This window comes from Candidatus Peregrinibacteria bacterium (assembly GCA_016699145.1).
Taxonomy (GTDB): Bacteria; Patescibacteriota; Gracilibacteria; order UBA1369; family 2-02-FULL-48-14.
In genome coordinates this window covers 871,244-897,231 of the sequence record CP064962.1, presented here as the reverse complement: position 1 = coordinate 897,231, position 25,988 = coordinate 871,244, and the positions used below count along the sequence as shown (strand labels likewise).

Annotated in this window: 36 protein-coding genes and 2 tRNA genes; 21 read left to right on the top strand and 17 right to left on the bottom strand. The window is 46.2% G+C overall.

Going from position 1 to position 25,988, the window contains the following annotated elements:
• The first annotated feature begins 50 nt into the window (after positions 1–50).
• The 8 genes from IPG41_05060 to IPG41_05025 all read left to right on the top strand — a co-directional run bounded on the left by IPG41_05060 (position 51) and on the right by IPG41_05025 (position 4,677).
• On the top strand, positions 51–773 hold the full coding sequence (locus IPG41_05060) for a hypothetical protein (protein QQR54533.1): 723 nt from the start codon (positions 51–53) through the stop codon (positions 771–773).
• Positions 774–820: 47 nt separating this feature from the next.
• Positions 821–1,090: a type II toxin-antitoxin system Phd/YefM family antitoxin gene (locus tag IPG41_05055; GenBank protein QQR54532.1), complete on the top strand. Its 270-nt coding sequence runs from the start codon at positions 821–823 to the stop codon at positions 1,088–1,090.
• A gap of 2 nt (positions 1,091–1,092) precedes the next feature.
• On the top strand, positions 1,093–1,545 hold the full coding sequence (locus IPG41_05050) for a PIN domain-containing protein (protein QQR54531.1): 453 nt from the start codon (positions 1,093–1,095) through the stop codon (positions 1,543–1,545).
• A gap of 26 nt (positions 1,546–1,571) precedes the next feature.
• Positions 1,572–2,198 (top strand): NAD(P)H-dependent oxidoreductase, encoded by a 627-nt coding sequence (locus tag IPG41_05045; GenBank protein ID QQR54530.1) that lies wholly within the window; start codon positions 1,572–1,574, stop codon positions 2,196–2,198.
• 127 nt (positions 2,199–2,325) lie between these two features.
• The gene (locus IPG41_05040; GenBank protein QQR54529.1) at positions 2,326–2,718 is read left to right on the top strand and encodes an RNA-binding protein; all 393 of its coding nucleotides are present in this window, start codon (positions 2,326–2,328) and stop codon (positions 2,716–2,718) included.
• Between the two features lie 109 nt (positions 2,719–2,827).
• Entirely contained in the window at positions 2,828–3,262 is a 435-nt protein-coding gene (locus IPG41_05035; protein QQR54528.1) for a DUF1761 domain-containing protein, read from the top strand.
• Positions 3,259–4,326, top strand: coding sequence for a hypothetical protein (locus tag IPG41_05030; GenBank protein ID QQR54527.1), 1,068 nt, complete (start codon positions 3,259–3,261; stop codon positions 4,324–4,326). Before IPG41_05035 ends, IPG41_05030 begins: the two co-directional genes overlap by 4 nt.
• Before the next feature lie 120 nt (positions 4,327–4,446).
• Positions 4,447–4,677 (top strand): DUF378 domain-containing protein, encoded by a 231-nt coding sequence (locus IPG41_05025; GenBank protein ID QQR54526.1) that lies wholly within the window; start codon positions 4,447–4,449, stop codon positions 4,675–4,677.
• A 70-nt stretch (positions 4,678–4,747) separates the two neighbouring features.
• Here IPG41_05025 and IPG41_05020 read toward each other — a convergent pair whose 3' ends face one another.
• Positions 4,748–5,632, bottom strand: coding sequence for a TPM domain-containing protein (locus tag IPG41_05020; protein QQR54525.1), 885 nt, complete (start codon positions 5,630–5,632; stop codon positions 4,748–4,750).
• A 5-nt stretch (positions 5,633–5,637) separates the two neighbouring features.
• The gene (locus IPG41_05015) at positions 5,638–6,234 is read right to left on the bottom strand and encodes a LemA family protein (GenBank protein QQR55663.1); all 597 of its coding nucleotides are present in this window, start codon (positions 6,232–6,234) and stop codon (positions 5,638–5,640) included.
• A 123-nt stretch (positions 6,235–6,357) separates the two neighbouring features.
• Here IPG41_05015 and IPG41_05010 point away from each other — a divergent pair.
• Positions 6,358–6,448, top strand: a tRNA-Ser gene (locus IPG41_05010).
• Here the strand turns inward: IPG41_05010 and IPG41_05005 are convergent.
• Together IPG41_05005 and IPG41_05000 are read right to left on the bottom strand one after the other, a co-directional pair.
• Positions 6,401–7,237 carry a recombinase zinc beta ribbon domain-containing protein gene (locus IPG41_05005; GenBank protein ID QQR55662.1) on the bottom strand — a complete coding sequence of 279 codons (837 nt, stop codon included), beginning with the start codon at positions 7,235–7,237 and terminating at the stop codon, positions 6,401–6,403. The two genes, IPG41_05010 and IPG41_05005, sit on opposite strands and share 48 nt — an antisense overlap.
• 265 nt (positions 7,238–7,502) lie before the next feature.
• Entirely contained in the window at positions 7,503–8,579 is a 1,077-nt protein-coding gene (locus tag IPG41_05000; GenBank protein QQR54524.1) for a hypothetical protein, read from the bottom strand.
• Positions 8,580–8,713: 134 nt separating this feature from the next.
• Here IPG41_05000 and IPG41_04995 point away from each other — a divergent pair, with 134 nt between their 5' ends.
• The 4 genes from IPG41_04995 to IPG41_04980 all read left to right on the top strand — a co-directional run bounded on the left by IPG41_04995 (position 8,714) and on the right by IPG41_04980 (position 11,145).
• Positions 8,714–9,067, top strand: coding sequence for a helix-turn-helix domain-containing protein (locus IPG41_04995; protein QQR55661.1), 354 nt, complete (start codon positions 8,714–8,716; stop codon positions 9,065–9,067).
• Positions 9,068–9,351: 284 nt separating this feature from the next.
• Positions 9,352–9,648: an IS30 family transposase gene (locus IPG41_04990; GenBank protein ID QQR54523.1), complete on the top strand. Its 297-nt coding sequence runs from the start codon at positions 9,352–9,354 to the stop codon at positions 9,646–9,648.
• A gap of 497 nt (positions 9,649–10,145) precedes the next feature.
• Entirely contained in the window at positions 10,146–10,598 is a 453-nt protein-coding gene (locus IPG41_04985; protein QQR54522.1) for an Hsp20/alpha crystallin family protein, read from the top strand.
• A 25-nt stretch (positions 10,599–10,623) separates the two neighbouring features.
• A complete protein-coding gene (locus tag IPG41_04980) occupies positions 10,624–11,145 on the top strand; it encodes a PH domain-containing protein (GenBank protein ID QQR54521.1) in 522 nt (173 codons plus the stop codon).
• A gap of 266 nt (positions 11,146–11,411) precedes the next feature.
• Here IPG41_04980 and IPG41_04975 read toward each other — a convergent pair whose 3' ends face one another.
• From IPG41_04975 to IPG41_04965, 3 genes are all read right to left on the bottom strand, one after another.
• Positions 11,412–11,789 carry a hypothetical protein gene (locus IPG41_04975; protein QQR54520.1) on the bottom strand — a complete coding sequence of 126 codons (378 nt, stop codon included), beginning with the start codon at positions 11,787–11,789 and terminating at the stop codon, positions 11,412–11,414.
• Between the two features lie 232 nt (positions 11,790–12,021).
• A complete protein-coding gene (locus IPG41_04970; GenBank protein ID QQR54519.1) occupies positions 12,022–12,468 on the bottom strand; it encodes a hypothetical protein in 447 nt (148 codons plus the stop codon).
• A gap of 81 nt (positions 12,469–12,549) precedes the next feature.
• Complete coding sequence (locus IPG41_04965; protein ID QQR54518.1) at positions 12,550–13,113, bottom strand: hypothetical protein; 564 nt, start codon at positions 13,111–13,113, stop codon at positions 12,550–12,552.
• A gap of 268 nt (positions 13,114–13,381) precedes the next feature.
• Between IPG41_04965 and IPG41_04960 the strand changes: the two genes are divergently transcribed.
• The 3 genes from IPG41_04960 (at position 13,382) to IPG41_04950 (ending at position 14,156) form a co-directional block, all read left to right on the top strand.
• Positions 13,382–13,618, top strand: a complete 237-nt coding sequence (locus tag IPG41_04960) for a transposase (protein QQR54517.1) — start codon at positions 13,382–13,384, stop codon at positions 13,616–13,618.
• A 149-nt stretch (positions 13,619–13,767) separates the two neighbouring features.
• Positions 13,768–13,950: a hypothetical protein gene (locus IPG41_04955; protein ID QQR54516.1), complete on the top strand. Its 183-nt coding sequence runs from the start codon at positions 13,768–13,770 to the stop codon at positions 13,948–13,950.
• Positions 13,911–14,156 (top strand): transposase, encoded by a 246-nt coding sequence (locus IPG41_04950; protein ID QQR54515.1) that lies wholly within the window; start codon positions 13,911–13,913, stop codon positions 14,154–14,156. The genes IPG41_04955 and IPG41_04950 overlap by 40 nt, the downstream gene beginning before the upstream one ends.
• Here IPG41_04950 and IPG41_04945 read toward each other — a convergent pair.
• The 5 genes from IPG41_04945 to IPG41_04925 all read right to left on the bottom strand — a co-directional run bounded on the left by IPG41_04945 (position 14,153) and on the right by IPG41_04925 (position 18,181).
• A complete protein-coding gene (locus IPG41_04945) occupies positions 14,153–14,419 on the bottom strand; it encodes a hypothetical protein (GenBank protein ID QQR54514.1) in 267 nt (88 codons plus the stop codon). The two genes, IPG41_04950 and IPG41_04945, sit on opposite strands and share 4 nt — an antisense overlap.
• Positions 14,420–14,823: 404 nt before the next feature.
• Complete coding sequence (locus tag IPG41_04940; GenBank protein ID QQR54513.1) at positions 14,824–16,179, bottom strand: hypothetical protein; 1,356 nt, start codon at positions 16,177–16,179, stop codon at positions 14,824–14,826.
• Between the two features lie 29 nt (positions 16,180–16,208).
• The gene (locus IPG41_04935) at positions 16,209–16,925 is read right to left on the bottom strand and encodes a DUF4256 domain-containing protein (protein QQR54512.1); all 717 of its coding nucleotides are present in this window, start codon (positions 16,923–16,925) and stop codon (positions 16,209–16,211) included.
• A gap of 171 nt (positions 16,926–17,096) precedes the next feature.
• Positions 17,097–17,411: a hypothetical protein gene (locus tag IPG41_04930; GenBank protein QQR54511.1), complete on the bottom strand. Its 315-nt coding sequence runs from the start codon at positions 17,409–17,411 to the stop codon at positions 17,097–17,099.
• Positions 17,412–17,542: 131 nt separating this feature from the next.
• Complete coding sequence (locus tag IPG41_04925) at positions 17,543–18,181, bottom strand: hypothetical protein (GenBank protein ID QQR54510.1); 639 nt, start codon at positions 18,179–18,181, stop codon at positions 17,543–17,545.
• Between the two features lie 178 nt (positions 18,182–18,359).
• On the opposite strand from IPG41_04925, the gene IPG41_04920 reads away from it, so the two are divergent.
• Together IPG41_04920 and IPG41_04915 are read left to right on the top strand one after the other, a co-directional pair.
• Complete coding sequence (locus IPG41_04920) at positions 18,360–19,250, top strand: VOC family protein (protein ID QQR55660.1); 891 nt, start codon at positions 18,360–18,362, stop codon at positions 19,248–19,250.
• Between the two features lie 2 nt (positions 19,251–19,252).
• Positions 19,253–19,342 (top strand) — tRNA-Ser (locus tag IPG41_04915).
• 23 nt (positions 19,343–19,365) lie between these two features.
• Here the strand turns inward: IPG41_04915 and IPG41_04910 are convergent.
• Positions 19,366–19,830: a hypothetical protein gene (locus tag IPG41_04910; protein ID QQR54509.1), complete on the bottom strand. Its 465-nt coding sequence runs from the start codon at positions 19,828–19,830 to the stop codon at positions 19,366–19,368.
• A gap of 157 nt (positions 19,831–19,987) precedes the next feature.
• On the opposite strand from IPG41_04910, the gene IPG41_04905 reads away from it, so the two are divergent.
• From IPG41_04905 to IPG41_04895, 3 genes are all read left to right on the top strand, one after another.
• Positions 19,988–20,746, top strand: a complete 759-nt coding sequence (locus IPG41_04905) for a hypothetical protein (GenBank protein QQR54508.1) — start codon at positions 19,988–19,990, stop codon at positions 20,744–20,746.
• A gap of 76 nt (positions 20,747–20,822) precedes the next feature.
• Complete coding sequence (gene msrA / locus IPG41_04900) at positions 20,823–21,299, top strand: peptide-methionine (S)-S-oxide reductase MsrA (GenBank protein ID QQR55659.1); 477 nt, start codon at positions 20,823–20,825, stop codon at positions 21,297–21,299.
• A gap of 222 nt (positions 21,300–21,521) precedes the next feature.
• Complete coding sequence (locus IPG41_04895; protein ID QQR54507.1) at positions 21,522–22,346, top strand: hypothetical protein; 825 nt, start codon at positions 21,522–21,524, stop codon at positions 22,344–22,346.
• A 13-nt stretch (positions 22,347–22,359) separates the two neighbouring features.
• Here the strand turns inward: IPG41_04895 and IPG41_04890 are convergent, their stop codons facing one another.
• The 4 genes from IPG41_04890 to IPG41_04875 form a co-directional block, all read right to left on the bottom strand.
• Positions 22,360–23,940 carry a 2,3-bisphosphoglycerate-independent phosphoglycerate mutase gene (locus IPG41_04890; protein ID QQR54506.1) on the bottom strand — a complete coding sequence of 527 codons (1,581 nt, stop codon included), beginning with the start codon at positions 23,938–23,940 and terminating at the stop codon, positions 22,360–22,362.
• A complete protein-coding gene (locus tag IPG41_04885; GenBank protein QQR54505.1) occupies positions 23,937–24,989 on the bottom strand; it encodes a S41 family peptidase in 1,053 nt (350 codons plus the stop codon). Before IPG41_04885 ends, IPG41_04890 begins: the two co-directional genes overlap by 4 nt.
• Positions 24,990–25,243: 254 nt before the next feature.
• Positions 25,244–25,516, bottom strand: a complete 273-nt coding sequence (locus IPG41_04880) for a hypothetical protein (GenBank protein ID QQR54504.1) — start codon at positions 25,514–25,516, stop codon at positions 25,244–25,246.
• 114 nt (positions 25,517–25,630) lie between these two features.
• A complete protein-coding gene (locus IPG41_04875; GenBank protein QQR54503.1) occupies positions 25,631–25,963 on the bottom strand; it encodes a hypothetical protein in 333 nt (110 codons plus the stop codon).
• Positions 25,964–25,988 lie beyond the last annotated feature (25 nt).

Sequence of the window (25,988 nt, the reverse complement as noted above, 5' to 3'; positions counted from 1 at the left end):
CTTGTAAATATGATTTGCAAGTGCTTGTCAGAAATTTTTAACTTAAATTTATGAATACCTCTCATCTCCTTTACATGGAACAGATGTGGCAACTCGAAGGGGAAGCCACGGTAGAAGCGGTGATTCCGCTGGAAGACAAAACCATTGTGATTTTGGATCAAACTTTATTTTATGCGCAAGGCGGGGGCCAGCCCTTTGATCAAGGTGTGATGGAAAGTGCGCGGGGCATGTTTCGTGTGGAAGAGGTGCGTTTTACGGAAGGCGTGGTGAACCATGGTGGACACTTTGAATCGGGTGGTTTTGAGGTGGGGGAACGGGTGCGATTGCGGGTGGACCCTGCGCGACGAGCTCTGCACAGTCGCTTGCACTCGGCGGGGCACGTGGTGGACATGGCCTTAAAACGGCTTGGGCTTACGTGGAAACCCTTCAAGGGCTATCACTTTCCAGAGGGGCCTTATGATGAATACGTGGGTGCAATTGAAGGCGATGCAGAAGACTTGCGTGCCCGCATTGAAGCGAGCTGCGCCGAGGTGATTTTTGACAATGCTCAGACCTGGATTGAATTTTTGCCCGCCGGAGAGCTGGTGGCACGAGGTTACGAAGTCCCACCGATTGCGCCCGAAAAACCCTTGAGGCTCGTGCACTATGGCGAAGAATTTGCAATGCCCTGTGGAGGCACCCACGTGAGGCAGCTCGCAGATATTGGCGCTGTGAAGATTCGCAAGGTCAAACAAGACAAAGATCACGTGCGTGTGGCGTATGAAGTGCTTTGATTTTTGCGTGGGGATGTGTTACTTTAGAGTTACTTTTTTATTACTCTATGGTTACTTGTACTGTTTCAGACCTGCGTAAAAATACAATCCGACTTATGAAGAAAGTGAAAATGTCAAAAGAGCCCATCGTTGTTTTTTTGAGAGCCAAGCCGGTGGCGGTGCTTATGAATTATGAGGACTATGAAACCCGAGAAGCTAGGGCTAAAGCTATTCCCAAAAAAGTCCGTGCTGATGCTTTTGACTTCTTGACCAACCCAAAAAAAGGATTCCCGAGTGAACCCTTCAGTGCCGTAGATCTCATCCGCTCACTTCGCTGAATATGAAAGAAATTCTTGTTGATTCTTCAGTCTACGTTTCCTCCTTCTTCCTTAGTGAGAGATACTGCAATGAGAGTAAAGATTTCTTCCGATGCATTTTCCAAGAACAGTATCGACTCGCTCTACCTATTTCTGCCTTGTTTGAAATCATTCATGCGTGCTTTCGAAGAAGTGGAAATTTGGATATTGAACAGAGTGTTTTGGGGCATCTGCTGCAACTCTCTCAGAGACAATTGCTGCGAGTGATCCCTCTTGAGGCGGAATTCTCGGCTCATTATTTTGCTTCTCACGCTCACTATGACCTCAAAACCGCGGATAGCATCATTGCAGTGATGGCGGAAGCAGAAGAGGTGCCTCTTATTTCTTGGGATACACAACTCAATCGCACTGCAAGCAAGAAGATTCATGCCTACACTCCCACTCAGTTTCTTGCTCTGCACGGGAAGAAAGCATAGTATTGAATCCCTCTGACTTTTAATTTATGCAATTCCTCGACGCTCTCAAATGGCGCTACGCCACCAAGGTTTTTGATCCCGCTAAAAAAGTTCTTGAAGAAAAATTGAAGGAGCTTTTGGAGGCCGCTCGGCTGGCTCCGAATTCATTTGGACTCGATGCGTGGGCCTTTGTTGTGGTGGAGAATCCTGAACTGCGCGCGAAGCTACGCGAGGCGTCTTGGGGACAAGCTCAGGTGACGGATGCGTCTCATCTAGTGGTGTTTTGCCGACAAAAAGAACTGACAGTGAAAGACGGGGAAGCGATGATTGCCCTCACGGCAGAGACTCGCGGAGTGGACCCTGCGACCCTCGACGGTTACAAACAAATGGTGATCGGCTCCATTGCGGGCCGAGATGAAGTGAGCAATGCGACCTGGATGGCCAAGCAAGTTTACCTTGCACTGGGTGTGTTTTTATCGGCTTGTGCTCTCGAAGGAATCGATGCGGGGCCTATGGAAGGTTTTGATCCTGCCAAATATGATGAAATTCTTGATCTGGAGGCGAAGGGGCTCAAATCGGTAGTGATTTGTGCCGTGGGTTACCGTGGGGATGACAAATATGCTTCTGCAAAAAAGGTGCGTAAAGCGGCTGAAAACATTATTGTACGCATTTAGGCTTCCCTTCCACTAAGAAAGAGCGTATAATACCTGTGATGAGTAAGCCGTTCGTAGAAGTTCATTCGTTTCGTTCGGTAGGTCGACACATCGTAATATCAACTACTAAACGTAAACGTATATGACAATGCAACTTAAAAAATTATTTGTAGGGAATCTTCCTTACTCGGCTACCGGAGACGATCTCCGCGCTCTTTTCGCTGAAGTTGGAACCGTTGAATCTGCCATGGTGATCACTGATCGCATGAGCGGACGCAGCAAGGGTTTCGGTTTCGTTGAAATGGCAACCCTCGAAGAAGCAGAAGCAGCTGTGGCTAAGTTCCACAACTACGACCTCAATGGTCGCCCTATGATCGTAAACGAAGCTCGTCCTCAAGAAGAACGTCCTCGTGGCTCCTTTGGTGGAGGCCGTGGAGGTTTCGGCGGAGGCCGCTCTGGAGACCGCGGAGGATTCCGTGGTGGAGACCGTGGCTCCTTTGGTGGAGGCAACGGTGGTTACGACCAAGACAACCAATTCTAATTTTTTAGAACTAGAGAAAGAGGACTCCAAAAGGGTCCTCTTTTTTGTTACTTTATTTTGAAAGGGTTTTGCGGGTTCATGTATAGTGGGTGTGGCTAACCCCCTCGCTATGGAACCCGCTGAACTCTTGTCTCTTGTTTTTGCCGCCTTGGCTGCATTTGCCGTTGGATGGCTATGGTATTCGCCTCTTTTATTTGGACCTGTGTGGATGAAGGAAGTGTTGGGGCACAGCACTGTTCCAAAGACGATGACCAAAGAGCAGAAAAAACAAATGACGAAAGGGATTGTGGTGGGTGGTTTGCTGCAAATTTTGTCTACCTATGTGCTTGCGCACTTTTTGTTTGTGACAAGCGATGGTGACTTGCAACACATGTACCGTGAAGCCATGGAAACGGTGCTGTGGATCTGGGCTGGATTTTGTCTTCCCCTCAATTTTTCCAGTTTCTTATGGGAAGGTCGCTCGCTTAAGATTGCGCTGATCAACGCCAGTCAAACCTTGGTGAGCTTGATCACCGCAGCTGTGATTTTGACAGCTATTCTATGAAGCTGAGAGCACTTCTTTTTGGATTTTTACTCTTCAGCAGCTGTGGAGCTCCGAGTGGAGCGGTGGCCACTATTCAAGCGGGAGGCGAGTGGTTTTTGAACAATCAGAACGAGTCGTTCATTCATTATCAGTATTCACCCAAAACGTTTTTTCACCCTGAAAAAAGCCATTCTATGCGAGAAATGGGCGCGCTTTGGTCCATTTACCATTTGGCGGATTTTTTAGAGGATGAACGTTATGAAGTTTTGGCTGAAAGGGGCTTGCATTACTTCAAAAGCAGCTTGGTCCAGGATGAGGAAAATGGCTTCACTTATGTGAATATCACTCCTGAAAAAGTGAAACTGGGCTACAGCGCTTTTATGATTTTGAATCTTTTAGAATCCGAGGACCCTGAAAAAGAAGAATTGATGCGGGAGTTGGCCGATGGCATTTTGTATGCTCAGGCTGAAAATGGAGAATTGGACACTTTCTTTTACTCCGATCGTGCAACAGGAGTGGATTATTACCCGGGCGAGGCCCTTTTGGCCCTCATGTCTTTGTACGAGCACACGGGGGAGCCGCGTTATTTGGAGGCAGTGAGTAAGGCCCTGCCTTATTATGAGGCTTATTTTAAGGAGAATCCCAATACCGCTTTTGTGCCTTGGCAAACTCAAGCTTTTTTCAAATATTATGAAAATACAGAAGAGCAAGCGGCCGCTGATTTTATTTTTGCTATGAATGATTTCATGGTGCAAAAGTTCAGCGAAGGGCAGTGCGATCCCAATTTGAATTCTGCAGGGATTGTTGCGGCGGTGTTTTCGGAGGGTATGAATAAAGCGTATGAATTGGCTGAACGAGTTGGGGATGAGGAACGGTCCCGCTGTTATGCGCGTTTCATTCGAAACGGTGCTGAAAAGGTGATGGAGTTGCAGTTCCCCATGGAAGACCAAAATGCAGAGGATTTTGAAGCCGCCGCCTGGGGCGGATTTTATGGAAGCAAAGGGGATTGGCTGATGCAGGTGGACCGGAATCAGCATGCGGTTATGGCTCTTATGGGCGCTTACGAACTGGGATTGATCCAATGAATTGATGGTCTCGATCAGAAGTTCTCTTTGCTACGCGAGGGTGTGGAAAGAGATTTGCTTAGAGGGATGCGCTGTTTTTACCTATAATGGGGGTTGAATTTAATTTTTAATCCCTTTTCTATGCAAAAAGGATCTTCTGGTACCTTGGGTACCGTGGCCTGGGCTTTGATGTTCATTGGAGCCCTCAACTGGGGCCTCATTGGTCTCGGAGCACTGATCGGTGATTCCAATTGGAACCTGGTCAATATGCTTCTTGGGCAATGGCCCACAGTGGAATCCGTCGTCTACCTCATTGTGGGAGTGGGCGCGGTGTACTGCTTGGTGGATTGCTGGTCCAATCCTAAACGTTAGCCTCTACTATTGAGGCTTTTAAAAGGGCTCTTCGGAGTCCTTTTAAAAGCATTTCAAAGGCAAATTCAAATCACCAGCCGCCCGTGGCTCCTCCACCTCCGCCGCTGCCGCCTCCAAAACCGCCAAAGCCTCGACCCCCGCCACTACCACCAGTGGAACCTCCGCCCCACCAAAAACCACGACCTTTTTTGGGAAGTAATTTTTTAAAGAAATAGACGGACAAAATGTAGTCTACAAAAAGACCGATCAAAGCTCCTATTCCAGCCCCGATGAGACCGGCAATGAAGATTCCGAAAATGGCGCCAAAAATGCCCCCCAACCACCACGATTTGCTGCCGGCCAAAAAACTGAAAAAGGCCCAAATCAAAGGGAGAAAATAGAAGAGGAAAAATAGTCCAATCCCGTTTATGGAAGCCCCTTCTTCGACGTTCGTGTCTTCGTAAGCGCTGAGATCGAAGCTTTCCCCTCGAGCCAGGGTTTGCAAAACTTCCATGGAGGCGAGCACCCCTTCATCGTAATTGCCTGTTTTGAAAGAGGGGATGGCCACTTTGCTCAAAATGAGCGATGACTGCGCATCGGTGATGGCTCCTTCTAAACCGTAACCCACTTCAATGCGGGCTTTTTGTTCGTTGGGCGCGATTAAGAAGACGAGTCCATTGTTGAATTCTTTTTGTCCCACTCCCCACCCGCGCAGCACGGCCAGAGCGTATTGCTCTGGTTCATAGCCTTGCAAGGAGTCGACGGTGAGCACCACCAATTGAGAGCTGTTTGTGGCCTCAAGAGCCGCTAGATCATTTTGCAGTTGATTTTCGGTGGCTTCAGCCAGCACTTCTGCTTGATCGAGCACGTACCCCTGAGGGGCATTTGGGATTTGAAGTTCAGCGGAGGCGGGTGACGCCCAGAGCAGGGCCCCTATCAAAGAAAAAGCCCCGAGCCGGCAAGTTAAAAATTTCATGGAGCTTATTGAGTGACTGCTTCGGGATCACCAAAGTTAAAGTCCACTTCAGGGACTTCTTGGCTGCCTGCTTCTGCTTCAAAGAGCGGTGTGGGATCGAAACCAAAAAGACTGGCCACTATTTTAGTGGGGAAGCGTTGAACTTTGATGTTGTAGGCTGTTGCGGCTGTATTGAAATCCATGCGAGCCACGGTCACTCGATTTTCTGTTCCCTCCAGTTGAGCTTGAAAGATTTGAAATCCTTCGGTTGCGGTGAGGGTGGGGTAAGATTCCACCGTGACCAGAAGGCGAGAGAGCGCGGAGTCAAAGTTTTGAGTGGCTGCCATTTGCTCTTCCAAAGTGGCATCAGGGCTATCTGCGGTTTGCATCCATTGAGTGCGGGCTTCCGTTACTTCTGTTAGGGTGCTTTGTTCAAAATCGGCGGCTCCTTTCACGGTGCTGATCAGGTTGGGAATAAGATCTGCACGGCGCTGATATTCCGCTTCCACTTGTGCCCAGGATTTTTCGGTCATTCCTTTGGATGTGATGAGGCTGTTGTAAGTGCTCGCAAACCACCAGCCCGCGATGAGTAAAAGTCCTAGAATAATGACCCAGCTAGGGATTTTTTTGGCAGGAAGACTGTTTTTCATGGTGGGGGAGTAATATGCTCAACGAGTGTAGCATAAGCACTTGCAAGAAACCAGACTTGAACTCTTTGATTTCTTTGTATAGGCTCTGCTCGTCGCGGAGAGATGGCTGAGCGGTCGAAAGCGGCGGTCTTGAAAACCGTTAGGGGGCCTGTCCTCCTCGGGGGTTCGAATCCCTCTCTCTCCGCCACCGTAGACGAATGGAGTCCAAAGCAGCACTTTCACCGCTTTGCAAAGCCCTTTCTGCTGGTTCTAAGCTAAGGTATTCATTTTCAAGCTGTTTGTAGTTCTCGCCGATGGGTACAAGCCACTCGTGAGGCTGCATTTTTAGCTTCCTGTCGCGGATGGCGAAGATCGCACCGAATCCTTGGAGTATGGTTCTACGCCCTTCAAAGTCTTCCAGCTCGTAGTTTTGAACCACGTAGGTGATCCAGTCGAAAGTCTTTTCAGTCGGTTCCAGCCAGTTCTCCGCCCTTAGTTTTGTATCTCCCAATTCTTCCTCCAATTTTGCGAGTCGTGCCTTGAGTTGTTTCTTTTGTCGTAAGAACTCTTCGTCATCAAGAAGGTTGCGGTAGCGCATCTGGGTGAGGCTATCGAGTTCACCTTGTACCGTCAGCACGGCGTTGGATTGCATTTCATGAATCTTCGTGCGCTGCTGAATTTCAGTGTCGTTGTGCTTGTTGAGCATCTCAATCGCCCAGTCTTTGAACTGGGGGAGAATGGTGTAACTTGCCATTTCTAACCTCATGGCTTTCTCGAGTTCCTCTTCTTCAATGGATCGTTGCTGACACTTGGCATCCTTCTTGTTGTGGGTGCAATGGTAGAAAACATACTCCTTAACGTTTCCCGTCTTTTTGATGATTTTTTGTTTACGCTCGGCTGTCACGGTTCCTTCGCATTCTCCACAGATGAGGAGTGGCTTGAAGCAGAAGTCGTATTCCTTAGCCCTTGGGTTGCCTTTCTTCCCGAGCAGTCGCAACCATGAAGTTGTTTTTCAACGTCCTTAGTGACGTTAGATTCAGCTCAACGTGATGGGTTATGTGCTTTTTCTCTCATCCCAGACTGTGCTTCACATGGCACACGAGGTCTGTTTTATGGACTTGAGCCTGTGGTAGCCCCCGCCAAAGTAGCGAGAGTGGCTATTCACCACCACGGGTAGTTTAGAATGTAAAATTGGAAAAAGAAAGACCGCCTTACGGCGGTCTATAAAAGATAAAGTTTTAAGGAAGAAAAAGGTTCAAATACTAAGCCTCTATTGACCCATCAACCGAGGAGCGGAAACGCGCACCACCATTCCGATTAAGCACGCTGAATCTATACAAGTACGCGTACCGATCATTAGGAACGAAACCACCGCCAACCAGACAACGATATTGACCTTCTGTCAACTCACCTTCTTCATCCATCAAGGTAGCATTCCACACTTCATATTCTTCGGTATTCATCGCATCTCCTTTGAAGCGAATGTCGAGTGGTTTTCCTGCCTCTAAGCCATCTGCCATAAGCGTAGCTAAGGTATAACGGTCTGTACCTCGCATTCCTTTGGGTCTAGCACGTCTTACCTGTTTAACTCGGTCTTCTACCAGTAAGCTAACGTCATCTTCTTTTTGAGGTTCGATGATTTGCTCTCCTTGAACAAATTCCCATTTCCATTCTGTTTTTCCAGCAGGTTTGCTGGCTAAATGACGTTCAGCACCCTCCCATACATACATTTCTTGTTGCCCTTGCTTGGGTGTACCCATCCTCTTTGGCTGCCCATTAACAAGAGTCCTTTGCAAATCAATTCCTTTTTTACTAGGTCCAACCAATTTCATCTGGAACATAAATGGGGAGCGACCCTCCTCCATCATGTAAGCAACCTGCTCACGAGTAAGTTGCTTCAAAGCAGATTTTAGAGCTGCTTCTTTGTCGGGGAAAGCAGGTACTCCTTCCTCTTCAAGGAGCGGAGCATTAACAAGACGGGTACGATCATAACGAGCTTCGATTCCTTTTCTTACCCATTCCACTTGAGGACCTTCGAGTTGAGTTTCATAAGTGCCTTCCTGTTCAAGTCCAGTCTTAGCAGTTCCTACGAGACCTTTGTTTATAGCAGTTGAAAGTCCAGCGACTTCACCGTTCAGTTCTCGCATCTGGGCGATAACTTCACCAATTGCTTCCTTAATAGCTGGAAGGTCTTTTGCTTCAAACCCTGCTTCAAAGCCCAAAGGGTTTCCTCCGATTCTTATTGCTCGCAATCCATTAAGCACTGCCGTCTTGTCGGTTTCGGCAAGGAGAGCTTCCAGTAATGGAATTGCAGCTGCTCGGTTGGCGACGCGCCCCATGTGAGCGGCTTGCTTTACTTCTGCCGAACGGACTTCGGCCTAGATTCTCATTTGAATCCGAACACTTGGTAAGATGAGTTCATGAAAAAAACGCTAAGAAGTTCTCACAGCTTTCCAAAAGTGAGAGGGATGAAATATTCATACTGAAGGGGAAAGGATATTCGCTCAGAGCTATCGCTAAAAGTCTGAAGAGAAGTGTTTCAACTGTTTCAGATGAACTCAAACGTAATGAAGTGAATGGCAGCTATAACCCGAAGAAAGCACAGCAGAAAAGCTATGTACGAAGGCGCTCCGCTCGCTTTCAAGGGAAGAAAGTTGCAATGAACAAGAAATTGAGAGATTTCGTAGAAGAAAAACTAAGAGATGATATTTCTCCAGCCGCTATTTCTGGGAGACTCAAATGCCAAGAGGGAGCTCTTCCTTTTTGCCTCCAAAGACAGTATTTATCGCTTCCTAAAAAGCCCCTATGGAAGAGCTTTGGAGTATGAACGTGAGCAGAAAACAAAACATCGAAGAAAGAGGCCCAAAGTACTTTCAAAACTTTCGGACAGAACGTTCATAAATGAGCGTCCTAACAGAATAGAAATGAGAGAAGATGTGGGAGACATTGAAGGAGATTTCATAGTTTCAGGGAAAACGGGAAAGGGTTCACTTTTGGTTGCTGTGGACAGGAAACTAAGAGTTTCATTTCTTGAAAAGATCTTCCCAGTGACGATTGAAGAAGTTCATGAGGCTTTTTGCGAATCCAAAACGTTTTCCAGAGCTTCAAAGCATGACTACGGACAATGATATTCTCTTCCAGAAACACAAGGAATTGGAGAAGCTGCTGGGCATTAAAATCTACTTTTGCCACCCTTATCATTCATGGGAAAAGGGCACAGTGGAAAACACGAATAAAATCATTCGGAAAGATATTCCTAAAGGCAGTGATATTTCAAAATACAGTAAAGCTTTCATTCAAAGGCTTGAAGAAAAACTCAATCGTAGACCGCTCAAGTGTTTGAATTATCTCACCCCAAAAGAAGCTCTTTTGGTGCACCGCGAAATCACAAAACTCAAAAAATCCTAATCCATTAAGTGTTCGGATTCAGCCCGTCCAGTGCCCGGAAGGTGTGGGTGAATTCATACTGTCCTTATTATAGTTTAAGAGAGAATGATACGCCTTTTCTGCGATTCTGTCAACTGCGTGCGTTTTTCGGTTTTACCCATGCAAAATAACAGATGTAGGTTCAAAAGCCAATCGCTCTAAAGTACCCGCCTCTGTTACCATTAAAATCCGTTAGCCAAAACCGTTTTCGCGAAGACATTGAACTGTGTATGATTAGCCTCGATGGCGGTTCTAACGTCGTCCACGACTCTCCGCCAGTTGCTTAGAACCAAGATTCTTGGCTTCTTTAAGGTATTGTCGAGTTCTATCCTTCTTTTAAGAACTTTTTAACACTTTTATCAAAATCAGAAAGATTTCTCAATCTAGCCATTTTCAAGGTCTTACTAAAAAATCTTGACGACTGGCTCTTGGCACTCTAAAATGTTGAGTGCTAATTTTATTCTTTAACCTCTTTAACCATGAAAAATACGCAACTTCAGGAACGCAATCTCCCAACGGTTCGAGACGTTATGAATAGTCTTTTTGAAGAATCGTTTTGGGACCCTTTCCAAAACTTCCCCTCTCTGGTGAGTTCTTTCAGCTCTATTGGTATGCCAAAGTCTGACGTTTACGAAACGAACAAGGAATTTGTAGCCGAAATTGAGGTACCAGGTTATGACCCCAAAGATCTAGAGGTGAATGTGGAAAATGGAAGAATCGTGATACAAGGGAAAACAGAGGAGAGTAAGGAGGACAAAGATCGGCATTACTTCCGAAAGCAACGCAGCTATGGCTCCATCTACCAAGAAATTGGGATCCCAAGTTATGTAGATGCTGCCGACGCAAGCTGCAAGTTTAAAAATGGGACTTTGACTGTTCGTCTTCCTAAGAAGCAAAAGGAAAAAAAGCTCCTTTCGATAGAAGCAGAGTAAGGTATATCCTTAAACTCTTATCGCGATGGAAGATCTGGAAAGACAACATCGTTTAGGGGGAGGCTCTTTCTCCAGGCAGGAGGTTTTGCGAGAGACTATCGTGCTCCTTCTCGTAAAACTCTTGCTTGGAGGCCTTCTTGCACTTCTGGCTTTCCTTCTGACTGTTGCCATTCAAATCAATAACTTTTGGACTGGCCTTTTCATTTTGGTGGTTCAGATCTTTTTTAGTGTGTATATCGTTATGAGTTGGGGATTTGAATATTACGAAATCAATACCCTTCACGTTATCCACAAGAGAGGTATTTTATTCATTCGAAAAGAAATCGTTTCTATCCGCAATATCGAAAAGATAGAACTGGAGCAAGGACTCTTTGGTCGCCTATTCGATTTTGGCACTATTAAATTGAAAGGTCCCACCTTGGAACGAGAAATTGCGCTTTATGGTATCCAAGCCCCTGAATATCATATTGAATTGATTGAAGGTATTATCCGCGATTTCCGCGAAAGCTATCTTTACCGATACAACAAAATGCCAATCCCAGTATAAAAGACGCTGTGTTTATTTGGTTTTCAGTGGGCATGTTTTTATCAAAACCCTTTCCGTAAACACCTTGAACTGTGTATGATTAGCCTCGATCGCGGTTCTAACGTCATCTACAACTCTCCGCCACCGTAGACGAATGGAGTCCAAAGCAGCACTTTCACCGCTTTGTAGAACTTATTGAGAACACAAAACATATGACAAAGCATGCGCTACGAGCGTATAAATCCACTACCTAAAGTAGGAAGGGCGTTCGACTTTTCTCGGACTCATTAGTTCGCGTTAGCCAATGCGCTAACGTAACCTATGCAGAGGTCTTGGCTAAGATCCATCCCTCCAGTGAGAGCGTAGAAAGTGTTTCCATCTTTCTCAAAAGAGGCAAAGGGAACATCGCCCGTGCTTGTTTTGTAAAGTGTCACTCCCTCATTTACGACTGCATCTTTATCTGTAAGGCTGCCAGGAAGAATATCAGAAGGGTTTCCTCCTGTTAAATTCACCCAACAGGTTTCATCCTTTTTCGCGACCAAAAGCATTCTTTCTGCGTTATAGTTCCATATAGAGGAATCATACGTCAGGGAGCCATTGGCGTAGTCGGCTACTTGAGGTCCGCCACAGGCGCTAAGTAAAAGGCTTAACAGTAGGAGTGACAAGGAAAAGTGTTTCATAAATGGAATAGAAAATAACTGTGCCCCGATTATTGCAGAAAAATCTGCTACAATAAAGGCCTTGTAAAGTGAAAAGACAAATCGCTAAAAGTCACCTCATTTAGTCCCACCAAAGCCATTCGCCAATACCGTTTTCGTAAAGACATTGAACTGGGTATGATTAGCCTCGATGGCGGTTCTAACGTCGTCTACAACTCTCCGCCAGATTAGGTTTGAATTAACACGCCTCAAGATTGAAACTGAGAAGTTCCCAACGATTGTCTTTTTCGTTGTACATCCACATGAGGTCAAAATCTGAAGCATGATCACTCCCTTCGCAGGTGAAAGTACCGATAGCATTCGTTCTGAAGAAAATCTCCCCTGTAGGAAGGGTTCCTTCCCCATGCTCAAGCTGAGTGACCGTTATACTGTGTGGAGTTTGGAACCTTCTGTGTTCGACAATGAGTTGTAGTACGTCCTCACCATTCTCTAATGTGTCGTATACAAACTTCTTGGTGCTTTCTGGATCCTCGTCCAAAGCCAGTAAAAAACCTTCTGAGAGCTCCTGGGCTGTTTCCATGGACAACTCATAAGTCGTTACATAGGAAGGGAGCTCTACTTCGGAGGAACATCCTGTAAATAATAAAATGAATATCGATGTAAATAATTTTTTGAACAGTTGCATGGGGTTAAAATACTTTATAAACACTGCTTAGCAAACACCCTAAACTGTGTATGATTGACTCTCCGCCACTACATAGCGCGGTTAGTTTGAGAGGTTAAAATGCTCTCTCCATTTGGGATAGAAAGTATATTCACGTGTTTCAGTGATTGTTTTACCTTGATTGGTGACAGTCACATTTATTCCAAGGGTCAAGGCTTCGTCATTTTCAAAATCCAGTTCGAATTGTGCAAATTCATTTTCGAACCAGTTGTAATATCCCAAATTTTCATCCCACTTCATTAGGATCTCGGAGGGTTGGTACGCTACTTCTAGATCCGTGCCCGATTCTGTTCTTACAAATATGTCATTCACTTTTACAATAATCCCATCTTCTTTAGTGATAAAACTCTGCTCGATCTTCCATATATCTACTTTATAGTCTGCACGACTATGGATGTACGAGCTCACGATCACACCATTCACCAGTACCTCCTCGTCTTCCCATCGGCCCGCTTCCCAATATTCTTGCCATTCTTCTTCCGTTCTATCGACTACATGTGCTTTGTGGTAATCTTTCACTTCTGTGTAGAGTATTGAGTTGCACCCACAAAGCAAGAAAGCCGACGTCAGCGCAAATGGTATAAAATGCACTATTGAATTTTTCATATTTAAGAGTTTTTTACTGAGCTCGAAGATAATTCTTTCGTATTTAGAAGGCACTAGATGCTAGAAAGAAAAGAAAGCTCAAACCTCTGTCTAGGAGCAAATAAATAAAAATACTTGTAATAACTGCCCATTTTGTCTTTCTTTTTGAGAGAAATAACCCAAACCCAGTTGGCACTAAAACATAAATAAAAACTATCTTGACCACACTAGGAGCTGTTAACATAAATAGAGGAGTGGTGTAGAGTGAAGTTACTCTAACCCTAACGCCATGTACCAGATGCTAACGGATGAACAGTTCAAACTGATCCAGCCTTATTTTCCAAAGCCCAGAAAGCCTGAAAAGATTCCACTGAAACGTTGCATGGATGCCATTTGTTATGTACTTAAAACAGGGTGCGCATGGAGACAAATGCCCTACGATTACAGAGAAAAGAGAATGACTGGCACACGATTTATACAAGATACAAACGGTGGAGCGAATCTGGACTTTTGGACAAATGCTTAGAGCACTTGAAGTAGCAGATGTACTTCAAGTGCGAATAGCTTTCCTGGACAGTACAACAAATAGAGCGCACCACAGTGCAGCGGGAGCCATGAAAAAAAGGGCCACAAGCGTTAGGCCGAAGTAGAGGTGGGTACACTACAAAAATTCACATGATTGCTGGAGATCCAGATCATGGGATGCACTTTGTTTTAACAGGTGGTGAAGTGAGCGATGTGAAAGTTGGAAAACAAATTTTGAGAGATTATTCGTTTCCAAAAACAGTAGATCATTTGGCTATGGACAAAGGTTATTCATGCTACAAAGTTCTGGAGCTGTGCAAAGAAAAGGCATAACTCCAGTCGTTCCTCCAAAGGCAAAAATGAAATTTCCGTGGGAATACAACAAGAACATTTATGCCTACCGCAACGAGATTGAACGCCTATTTCACCGAATGAAAAATTACAGAAGAATTTCAACTCGCTATGACAAATTAGACCTGATGTATGCCTCCTTTATCTCCCTCTGCCTTGTGGCACTTTTACTCAAAGTCTTATGTTAACAGCTCCTAGATGCTTCAGTCATCGCTAAACCATTGAAACCATCGTTGGAAAGGAAAAAGACAAAAAAGCTCAATCCGATTATTGGAGTAAGAAAGTCTGGTAGATAGTCATACAATGTGAAGATTTCAAAAATAAACAAAAGCGTAAACCCCAAGGAGATCAGCCCCCAAAGCAACCCAAGCCAAATGAAATATTCTGGTTTGAATTTCACCCAAAAAGTTTGCTTCTTCTCCATAACGCGTGGAAAGGATGTTTCCAGCATATCAAGAATAAGTGATCGAGACTAGTTTAACTAAGCGCTCAAGAGACTGACGGACCGTAGGCAGTACAACATTCGTTGCCTGTTCTTGAACAATGGAAAGAAAGAAATTAAGCCAGGGAGCGATGGTATCGTGATCTGTCTTGAAGCTTGCCCCCTTCAATACGAGTGGATGCTCCAGCTGAAGTCACTAGCACTGATCGGCGCAAGCTGGTAATCGCATGAGGACTCATTCGTAAACCGGATTTGAACTCGCCTCGAATGCCATCTATTTCTCCTAAGAGAGTAACGATGTGGGGTTCAATTTGCTTGATTCTATGATCAAATTTTTAAAGAAGATTGTTCATTCCTCAACGCTATAGTGGATTGTAGCGAGGCAGCGTAGTCATTTTGAGGCCTGTGAGGACTTAACTTTGGCTTGTGGAGCTGATTGGAGCCACCGTAGACCAATTCTTGTCATGACCATCTGTCGGTGTGAAGAGGGCACGTTTACAAGTCCCATCGGGCAATAGCCAAGTTAAATAAAAGAATCCACCAGAAACACACCAGTTGATATCTATGATAACTCCACAGAGCTTCTTTACCAACATGCCGACTTGTGGAACAGCAGGCACTTCTTCATGATACGAGGTAAAAAAATGCCGCACCTCATTAGACCATCCTCCATTTTTATTCAGCGGATTGCCTTTTACTCCAGAGTATCCTTCACTGTATGTACCTGCTATCTGATGCCAACTTGGATTTTCAACGTCAGGAAGTCTTGATATTCCAACAGCTTTACGTTTTCGATCGTCAAGAATTTGCAACTGCTTTTTCATTGACATTTTGGGATCAATCCCTTCAAATGTCTCTGGTCTTTTAGATTTCTCAACTTCAAAAGCATCTTTGAAGATGATTTTTTCGATTTCTTCAAAAGGGATACCCTCTGACAGTCCGAGTTTAGCTTTAAGATTATGTAACCTTTGAGATACTTCCTTTCTGTCAAAAGATGTACCAAGAGATATTATCTTTCCATCATGATCAGCGATACCGTAAGAAAGCATATTACATCTCCAAGCATACTCATCTAATAAGGCAGAATACTCTTGAATAGACTCAAAAAGTGGCTCTTGAGCATCTAGAAAGGCAGCTAATTCTTGAAATCCAGCATGTGCTTGGGGAAGAGACAAATCCTGTTGACCATTAGCAAAACCGCACCTTACAAGCCCTTCAGCCATTGACAGAATGTTTTCTCTTCGTCTCAAGTCAGCATCGCTAGCATCTACTGGTAAACCAAGTTCAACACATTTCGTTTCTTTTCTAAAACGATCAATTTGACTAGAGACCTGCCCCCAACGCTCAATTCTTTCAATTCCGAATTGTTGCTTAACCTCTTTCAACTTTTCCAACAGAAGATGCCAATCACCCTCTTGAGCACCGATCGAAATATTTTTGTATAGTTTTGAAAGGTCCCCGCGAACAATACCAATTATTCTTTCTGTGACATCTTCAACTCCCAGTTCTCTTGCCAACTCTCGTGCAATATCATCATGAATAGGAAGGTCTTTTGCTTCATTCGACCACTCAGGGGTAAACAGGGCCATAATCCCCTCTCTTGTACCTTTGACTGAATATTCTACCTCCCGTAGTCCATCTGCACTTTTAAAAGTCACCCTGCAGCACCCATCCTTCACTGGGGTGACAGATGTAATTTCTTCTCTATCCCAACCACGATATAAGATCATCCCTACTTCAGGTATTTGCGGTAATTTAGGTAAAGGCATTTTGAGGGAAAAAAGGTTTAAAGTTCAATTTAGATCGTTATCGAGCAACGGAATGCTTGGTAATCATCGAGGGTGCGAAATTGATCGTTATCTTTACATAATCCCATGAGAACAGTCCCCTTACGTTGACAGCCACAGATCGCTTGATTTTGGCTTAGTAACCCTTCTCTGTCTGAAGTATCCAGCCACACCCAATCTCCTTCAGTGTTGTCCATCACAATTTTCATCTCATTTCCGAGTTTCTTGTACCGGTCAGGGTGCATCAATTTGGCATCACCACGCATTTTTTCTGCTGCCAAAAAGGCGTCACCATAGGTTGCCTGTTTACGAGAGGCTGGCAGCTTTTCCGCTAGCTCATCAAAAAGGAAATTCTCTCCTTGGACCTCAGTCACATCTGGTTCACCCCCTGAATCATCCATTTTTTTCAAGGCATCTAGCTTTGCTGGATTGGCACTCAATTTGGCTTCAATTTTTCCCCATGTTACATCACTGTGGCAAGCAATACCGTGTTTATTTGTTTCATATCGTTCTTTAAGTTTTCCCATAAAAATGACGCGCTCTTTAGTAGAATTTTCTGATTCTCCGGCTTTAGCAGCAGGTTCTTCTGCCTTCGGAATCGTAGAGCTCATTCGAGCCCAAGCATCGTCTTGCACTCTCTCTAGCATGGCCTCAAATCCTGTACGCTCAGTTATACGCATAACCAATCTTCCGTCCGGACCAGATTCAAGAGGTTTTGGGGTATCCATACTGTCCTGTGTTTTATTGTTTAAGATAGTATTATCTGTCTTTTTGCTAATTTTGTCAAGCTCGACGGTCGCCTGAATTTCTTGGGCATACACTTACAAAATAACGGATGTACGCTCAAAAGCCAATCCACCCGAGCATCCCTCCTGTGGATCAAGCAAACGTGGCTTTATTCACAAGCCACAGCCAGCGCCTCGATCCCCCCTACTAAAGGGGGCGTCTTCGTCGTACCAAGCCCTTTCTTCATTGTAGTTCAAATGAGACCCGTCGGGATAAACGAAGATCCCTTCCTCTAAACGGCCTGGGACTTCAACCGGCTGCCCACCCACAGGATCGGTAATGGTGAGCATGGGTGCTGAAGGGCTCTCATCAATAATCAAGCGGGTTCCATCTGGGTCTCCAACGATCTCGTAGCAGCGCACATTAAAACTCACGGGTTGGCACGCCACCAAGAGGAATACCGCACACAGCATCAAAAAAGCTTTCATGCCGTCACGCTAAATCAGTGAGCCTTTGTTTTCAAGGGTGTTTTGAAACTTCTCCCGGAGGCACTTTAGCCTCTTCAATTTCGATTATAGTTTTTTGCCTGCTTCGGGAGCGGAAAAAGTCTTGGAGTTTATTACGGCTTAGAGGTGGAGTCTTTCAAGCTTTTAAGAATGCCTTTTAAGGGTTGAAAGATGATGGCCGGCCGTGGAAGCCTTCGATCGGCCATGATTGTACTGTGCGTTGAATCTAGCAGTGCACATGTCTGAAGTAAGGCTGCCCGCTTTGAATCCTCCATTTCACTGTTTAATAATGGCACAATATGAGCCACGAAAGGATTCAAAATAGTGTCCATAAATTGCTCTCTACATTGTGTAAGATCAGAAACATCCAAGAAAAGGCTTAAAGATTTTTTCAATTCTTCTGGCGAAAGTGCTAGCAAACGTTCTGGATTAAAGAGTTGGAGGTTAATTTTTTTGATGCGTGCTAAGAATGGTTTCATTTCTGCCTCTAAAGGAAGTGCCTCCTGTTTGATTTCAGTATCTTTTCCTGCTGATTGAGCGGCTACTAAAGCCTTTCTTTGTTTCTCACGTAATAGAAGAAGTTCTATCTCTAAGTCTTCTCGATTTAATTCTAAATCTCCCCGGTCTAGCTCTGAATCTTCTGTATTTCTAACCACTAAACTGCCCGGCTTCTGCTCCTTTTGATCAATAGAACCTACGAGGTCTTCTAGCCTTGACCCGCCATTTGCATCGTCTTCTAACTGATTTGCCATACATTAAAATTATTGCGGTGTGATATTATGACATTGTTTTAATTTTGTCAATAGTTTTGCCCGTTTTCGGCGTGGGAAAGCTAAAAAACTCCAATTTAGACAATGTCCAAATTGCAGCTTTTTCAAATTTTCAAAAGCAGCTGAGGGCGTGTAAACTGTGGGCATCTCATTTGAATCCATGCAAAAAATCACTCCTCATTTATGGTTCGACAAAGAAGCCAAAGAAGCGGCAGCGTTTTATGTGGACGCCTTTCAAAATTCACGCATCAAAAGCTCCACGACGCTCAGCGGCACACCTTCGGGTTCAGTGGATCTGCTCACCATCGAATTGTGGGGGATGGATTTTAGCCTGATCAGTGCGGGTCCGTACTTTCAATTCACGCCGGCGATTTCTTTTTTGGTGACCTGTGAAAGCAAAGAGGCCGTCGACGCGCTGTGGGAAAAATTGGGGCAAGGAGGCAAGGTGCTGATGGAATTGGGTGCTTACCCTTTCAGCGAGCGCTATGGATGGCTACAGGATCAATACGGGCTTTCATGGCAAGTGATGTTTACGACTGATGCATCGGTGCAAAAGCGCATTGTGCCTACGCTGATGTTTGTGGGAGAACAGTGTGGTAAGGCCGAAGAAGCGGTTCATTCTTATGCATTGGTGTTTCGTGGGGTGGAGGTGGATCATATTTTGCGCTATGAATCAGGAGAAGAGCCTGACAAAGAGGGAACCGTGAAGCACCTCGGTTTCACCTTGGAAGGCCAGCCTTTTGCGGCCATGGACAGTGCGCGGGTGCATGATTTCGGTTTCAATGAAGCCGTTTCTTTTGTGGTGAATTGTGAAACTCAAGAAGAGCTGGATGCGTACTGGGAAAAATTATCGGCGGTTCCCGAAGCGGAGCAGTGTGGGTGGCTGAAGGATAAATTTGGCGTTTCGTGGCAAATTGTTCCCACGATTATGGATGAAATGCTGCTAAAAGGCGCCCCTGAGCAAGTGGCACGTGTGACGGAAGCCTTTTTGAAAATGAAGAAGTTTGATATTGCGACGTTGAAGGAAGCTTACGAGGGAGTAGAAAACTGATAGGAGAGGTGGCCGAGTGGTTGAAGGCACCGCTCTCGAAAAGCGGCATACGGGTAACCGTATCGCGGGTTCGAATCCCGCCCTCTCCGCCAAAACATTTGAGAGGATTGCATTTTCACTCTCTTTGCCAGTCTTCAGGCACATATAGCCAAAGGCCAGGCGTTAAGCATGCAAGTTTTTTCAAAAAAGGTTCTGGCGTATTCAATTTTAATTGAGCTTTCTCGTTTATTTTCTCCACAGATTCGTTTAACTCTTTTTCTTCCATTATATCTGAGTATTGACTCAATTCACTGAACCAGCCTTCTCTGTATTTCGCTCGAGGTCCACCATACCCATGTGGGCACGTTGATTTCTTTTCGTTTCCTGCAAGGCAATGACACCACCAGCTTATGGTCTCCACTGCGATCCCTAGCTTTGTTAAATCTTTGATAAAATGTGAGGCTTGTTCAAAAGATAAAATAATATCAATATATCCATTCCCAACGGGTTGGCCTTGATATTTCTTAATTAAATTATTGAGTTTCTGTTTTAGAATTCCTTTATTTTCTTCAAGTGACAGTAAGTAACTTCGTTTCTGCATAATTCATGCTTCCTCTTTTCCCGTACGTTACAAGGTTAGAAATATTTTTGCAAACATCCTGAATTGGTAATTGCCCAAAATGAGGAATGACTCGAGCGCAACGCTTGACGGGAGTGATACAATGGGTCCTATTTAAGTTTATCCAAATTTTTAGGCTATGGATTCGATTTATCGAGCATTGTCGGAGGATGAAGAAGCAAAAGCAAGTGTGCTTGAATTCCTTTCGAGAGACCCTGGAAGGAGAGGTTGTGGAGAGCGAGTGCTGTCTGTAAGAAATATTGGCGTAAGCAGGGGCCTGGCTGATTTGCCCACCAGTAAACTTCCAGATCTCATGCGGAACCTCCCCCTTCATGTGGACCTCAATAAGAAGGATGCATCGTGGTGGAATGGGATAACTGTGCTCTGGCAGCCCAAAACGAGCTATCCACGTCAGGGATTTACCGTTGCTGCTTCTACTGAAGATGCAAAGATGGCCATGCACGACATGGTGCAGCATGTTCAGCTCATGGAATCGGGGCGCATTGAGGCTCACTTGGAAGGCGAGCTTTCAGCCCTTTTGGAGCATGTCCGTATTATGATTGAGGAGGTTTTTCGGCCTGAGTCGAATTGTTCTTTTGTCATGGGCATGCGCGATGCAATCGTGACCATAACAAAGTGTGAAAAAGATTTAGGCTTTCGAAGATATCCTATTTGGCTTGCTTTGTCTGAGACGATACTCGATCTTATCTATTCCCATTTGCACGAAAATGGGCAATTATTAATACAGAATTGGAGCCTTCCAGAAAATGCCAATGGAAGTTTATTTTTCATTGATGGACGCTTTGTCCCAGATGAAGACCCCCTTATTGTGCATGGACGTTGGGTGCCTCAAGGCATGGTTTTTAAGGCGAATTTTGTTCGTCAATTGATGGTGTAGGCTTAGCAAACTGTGGTCTTCACCTTTACAAATTCATTGAAATTTATCAACATTGCTTATGCATATTCAGTTGAAAATGACCACACAAATCGCCACGTTTGGAGCCGGATGTTTCTGGGGAGTTGAGGAGGCTTTTCGTGCTGTGCCCGGAGTGAAAGAAACGGCTGTGGGTTACATGGGTGGGGCTTTGGAGAATCCGAGTTACCAAGATGTATGCACCGATCAAACAGGGCATGCCGAGGTGGTGCAGGTGCAATATGATCCGGGTGAAGTGAGTTACGAAAAGTTGCTGGAGGTGTTTTGGAACAATCACAACCCGACTCAGTGGAATCGTCAGGGGCCGGATTATGGTAGCCAATACCGCAGTGTGATTTTTTACAGCACGCCGGAGCAGAAGGCGGAGGCGGAAGCTTCTTTGGCGGCCTTGGAAGCAAGCGGACAGCATCAGCGGAAAATTGTGACTCAGATTGTGCCCGAAGCAAAATTTTGGCGGGCGGAAGAGGCTCACCAAAAGTACTTGGCAAAACGAGGGCTTGGGTCTTGCCATTTGTGATGCCGGAGGCTAAGTCAAAAAAAGATCAGAGTGTTTAGGACGGCACTGACTTCGTGCCTATCCTTCCACTCTTAAAGGCAAGAACTGGATTATTTTGCTTACAAAAGCTTCATCCTCAGTCGACTTAGCCAGCTAGGTCTCTTTCGTCTTCAACTTTTTCAGCTTAAAATTCTCTGCGTTCTTGTCCTTCCCTTTTTTTGACTTAACCTCTAGACTGGGCGCATGAAAACTTTTGCGAAAAAACCCTGGAAATTTTTGTTTTTCATTTTTAATCTCGCGCTCTTTGCAGCCCTGGTCTGGAGTGTTTTAAACCTGGTTCATGCCCCTGCTGGCATGCATTTGGAGCTCACCTCCAATATGGAAAACCTGACACCAGAGGAACGGGTGGAGTTGCGTTTTGTGATCCGGGACATCAATGGGGAAGTGCTGAAGGATTTTGCGCGGGTGCATGAAAAACTTTTGCATCTGGTTGTGGTGCGTGAAGATTTGACGGAATTTCAACACCTTCATCCCGATTTTGATAAAGAGACGGGCGAATTCAGTGTGGATTTGGCTTTCCCAAAAAATGGGCCTTATAAAATTTATGCGGATTTCACTCCTGAACATTTGACCCAAACGGTTTTACAAAGTTCGGTGCAAGTGGGGGAGGAGCCTCAGTTTGTGGCTGAGCCTTTGATTGCGGGTGTGCTTGAGCCTTTCCCTGTGGGATCTTTTACCGTAAGTCCAATTTTTCCGGAAACTCTTTTCACTGGCACTGAAATGAAGCTTTCGTTTGAAGTGGAAAAAGACGGTGAAGAAGTGGAACTTGAACCTTATTTGGGGGCTGAGGGGCACTGCGTCATTTTGCGTAGCGAAAGTTTAGATTATTTGCACAGTCACCCGGTGGAAGACGGGCTTCAATTTGAGGTGCTTTTTGAAGAACCGGGCCTTTATCAAAGTTTCACCCAGTTCCAAGTGGGGGGACAAATCTATACCTTCCCTTTTGCGTTTGAAGTGACGGAGAATGCAAGGGGTTCGGAAGAGGATTCTTCGCACATGGAGCATTGAATACGAGACTTACTCAAGCCACTAAACTCTGGCCGGTCATTTCGGCGGGTTTTTCAAGCTGAAGCAGTTTGAGCACGGTGGGGGCCACGTCTTTGAGACCGCCGGTGGCTTCGTCATGAGAGCTTTGGCGGAGCATTAGGGGCATTTTGCTGGCCACGATGAAGGGCACGGGGTTGCGAGTGTGAGAGGGGCACTCGGTGCCATCGAGTTTGGGGTCATCGAGGGGGTTCACGGCAGAGTCATAAATCATGTATTCGGCGTTGCCATGGTCGCCGGTGATGAGTACAGCATAGTCGGCGGCGAGGGCGGCGGGCACGAGGCGAGCAAGACAGGCGTCGATGGTTTCGACAGCTTTAACGGTGGCGGCGTACGAACCGGAATGGCCCACGAGATCTAGGTTGGCAAAATTGAGCGCGATGAAGTCGTAGGGTTTTCCATCTTGAGGAGTTTGCAGCTCTTTGAGCAGGGCATTGGTGATGCCGAGGGCGCTCATTTCGGGCTGCTCGGCGTAGGAGGCGCACTTGGGCGAGTCGATCATGATGCGAGTTTCGGAAGCGAAAGGTTCTTTGGCTTGGCTGTTGAAGAAGAAGGTGACGTGGGCGTATTTTTCGGTCTCGGCGATGCGCAGTTGTTTGAGTCCGGCTTGATCGAGCATCGAGCCCAGGTTGTTCACGACTTTGGGTTCCGGGAAGACGACGGGGGCTTGGGTTGTGTAAGGATCGAAGGCGACAAAGTGGGGTTTGGAAAAACCAGCGGAAGCGTCTGCTGCCGTCGGTGTGAGGAAGCGCTCGGTGAGTTGGGCGGCGCGGTCGGTGCGGAAGTTGAAGAAGACTACGGCGTCGCTCGGGCGGATGAGGCCTTCGCGGTCGAGGAGCACGGGTTCGAGGTAATAGTCGCTTTCGAGGCCGGAGGCATAGGCCGCTTGGACGGCCGTGAGGGCGTCTATAGCAGGGACGAGGGGCTGGCCGTTTTTATCGATGCCCTGGGTGTAGAGCTGGTAAGCCACTTCGGTGCGATCCTCGTTTTTATCGCGATCCATGGCAAAGTAGCGCCCCACGAGCGTAGCGAGTTTGCCAGTGCCGAGTTCGTGTATATGAGCCTGCAGGCGGGCAAGGAAAGCGTCCACGGATTTTGGAGGGACGTCGCGACCATCGGTGATGCCGTGCACGTAGACTTTAGTGAGGCCTTGCTGTTTGGCGAAGTTGAGCAGAGCCAGGCAATGATCCAGATCTGCATGAATGCCTTGGTCCGAGATCATTCCCAGAATGTGAAAAGCAGAGTTGTGCATTTTGGCGTGGGCAGCGGCTTCGAGCAAGGCGGGTTTTTGAAAAAAGCTGCCGTCGGCAATGGAATGATCTATTTCTTGAAGGGGTTGCAGCACGATGCGTCCAGCGCCCATGGTCAGGTGGCCGACTTCGGAGCCGCCTTGGGTGCCAGCGGGGATGCCCACCTCTTCACCGGAGGCGTTCAAAAGAGTCCAAGGATATTTGGCATAAAGTTCGCCTAAAAAAGGTGCGTTTGCATTCGCTAGGGCATTGCCTGCATAGGGCTTGCCGTGGCCAAATCCGTCGAGGACGCAAAGGAGGACTTTCATTGTTGCACAAGGTAATTCAAGGCCGCATCCAATTGCAAGTCCGAGGGGTTTTGCGCTTCATTTTTCACCTCAATGTCGGGAGTGATGCCGGTTTCATCGATGCTGCGATCTAGGGGGGTGTACCACTTTGCCACAGTGAGGAGTAAGGTGGATCCGTCGCTGAGTTCATCCAGTTCTTGCACGCTGCCTTTTCCAAAACTTTGCTCCCCAATGAGGGTGGCGCGTTCATAATCTTGCAAGGTGCCTGCTAAAATTTCAGAAGCAGAAGCCGAGTATCCATCGATGAGCACGACCATTGGAATGGTGGTGAGCTGCCCGTCCCCGGTGGTTTTGATGACTTGATTGTCGCGGTCGCGGTATTTGACGATGACAGCTGTTTTTTCATCCTCAAAAAATTCGCTGGTGATTTGGACAGCGGCGTCCAAGTAGCCCCCTCCGTTCATGCGTAGATCCAAAATGAGTCCGTCGGGATTGTCGAGGGTGATTTGCCGCACGGCTTCTTCGAATTCATTGTAGGTGTCGGTGCCGAATTGATTGATGGTCAGATGCGCGATGGATTTCCCCTCTTCTTCTAAAGTGCTCAATTCCACGCTGGGCACGATGATGGCTTGGCGTGTGATGGAGACTTCGATGGCTTCATCCATCCCTTCGCGAAGCAGCGTGAGTTGCACTTCGGTTCCGGGTTCCCCACGAATATTCATGATGGCTTCGAAGAGGCTCATGCCCGTGGTGAGTTGTCCGTTCACCATGTAAATATAATCGCCAGGCAGAATGCCGGCTTTTTCGGCAGGAGAGTTTTTAAGTGGTGCTAAAATCATGAGTTCGCCCGCTTCATTTTCAGTGAGCTCGGCCCCAATGCCCTCCAATTCTCCACTGAGACTTTTATTGAACGTTTCGGTTTCTTCAGGGCTCATGAACACGGAATACGGGTCACCTAAGGATTCTACGAGGCCGGAAATGGCTCCGTAAAGTTGGGCGTGATTGTCTATTTTTTCGACGTCCACATAGCTCTCATCGATGAGTTCGTCCACATTCCAAAACAGATCCAAATCGATTTCTTCGTTGTTTTCGGCGGTGGGGTCGGGGGTGGGCTCTTTTGAGGTTGAGCTGTGTCGTAAACGTGGGCTTGCCAGCCGAGCACCGAACCGAGCAGCAAAAAGGCAAGTGCGCGCGCAATGGAGTTTTGATTTCTCATGGAGGAAATGGATGGATTTTAAGCCCGGTCACTATAGAGGCTCGCTCGCAAAAAGGCCAGAGCGGTGAGGGCGCTGTTTTTTGAGAGGACCTCTAGAAATTTTGGGTTTTAGGAGGCGAGTCTTGAGTCGAGTTCGCCTTCATTGCTTGCGAAGGCGTCGTTGGCGGGTGCAAGGGCGAGGTGGTCATGGTCTTCGTAGGTGGCGACGGAATCCCCTCCTTCAGAAACGTTGAAAGCCTGCATGATGTCGGTTCCGAAACCGTCTCTTAAATTGTTGACTTCCCAAGGATTTTCTTCTAACGGTGCAAGGTTTGTTTCTGGCGGTTTTACGACGTTTGCATCGACTGTAAAATCTTGTAACTGCTGTGATGAGTTTTCCATTTTTTGTTTTTTAATTTCCTTTTATTCTAGCATTTTTTCTTGCGATTGGAAAGGGGCTTAGGGTGGAAAAAGTGAAAAGCGGCTCATTGTTACAATGTAACAATTGGAGTTTTTTCAAGATTTGGGCGTCGAGAGTATTTGCTCGTCTGTCTTTGTTCCTCCAGGCTCGTCAATTGCCAGTATTAGTTTACACTTGGGTTCACCTTCCAGGTGGGGTGGTAAAGGAATTATTTCACCTGCAGGTTCGTGTTGCCCTGGCATTACCCAAACACAAGGATTTTGCCCTCTTTCATAAAAGGCGGTCCCTCCACCCTCTACCGTTCTGAGTATATCGCCTCCTTCTGTTCTTATCACCATTTCTACTTCGCCTTCACTGCACTTTTCATAAGTGACTGCAGCAGCAGCAGCGATAGCAAGGGTAACGAAAGCACCTTCTATTCTGTTCATGTTTGAAATTATGGGTAGATCTCAA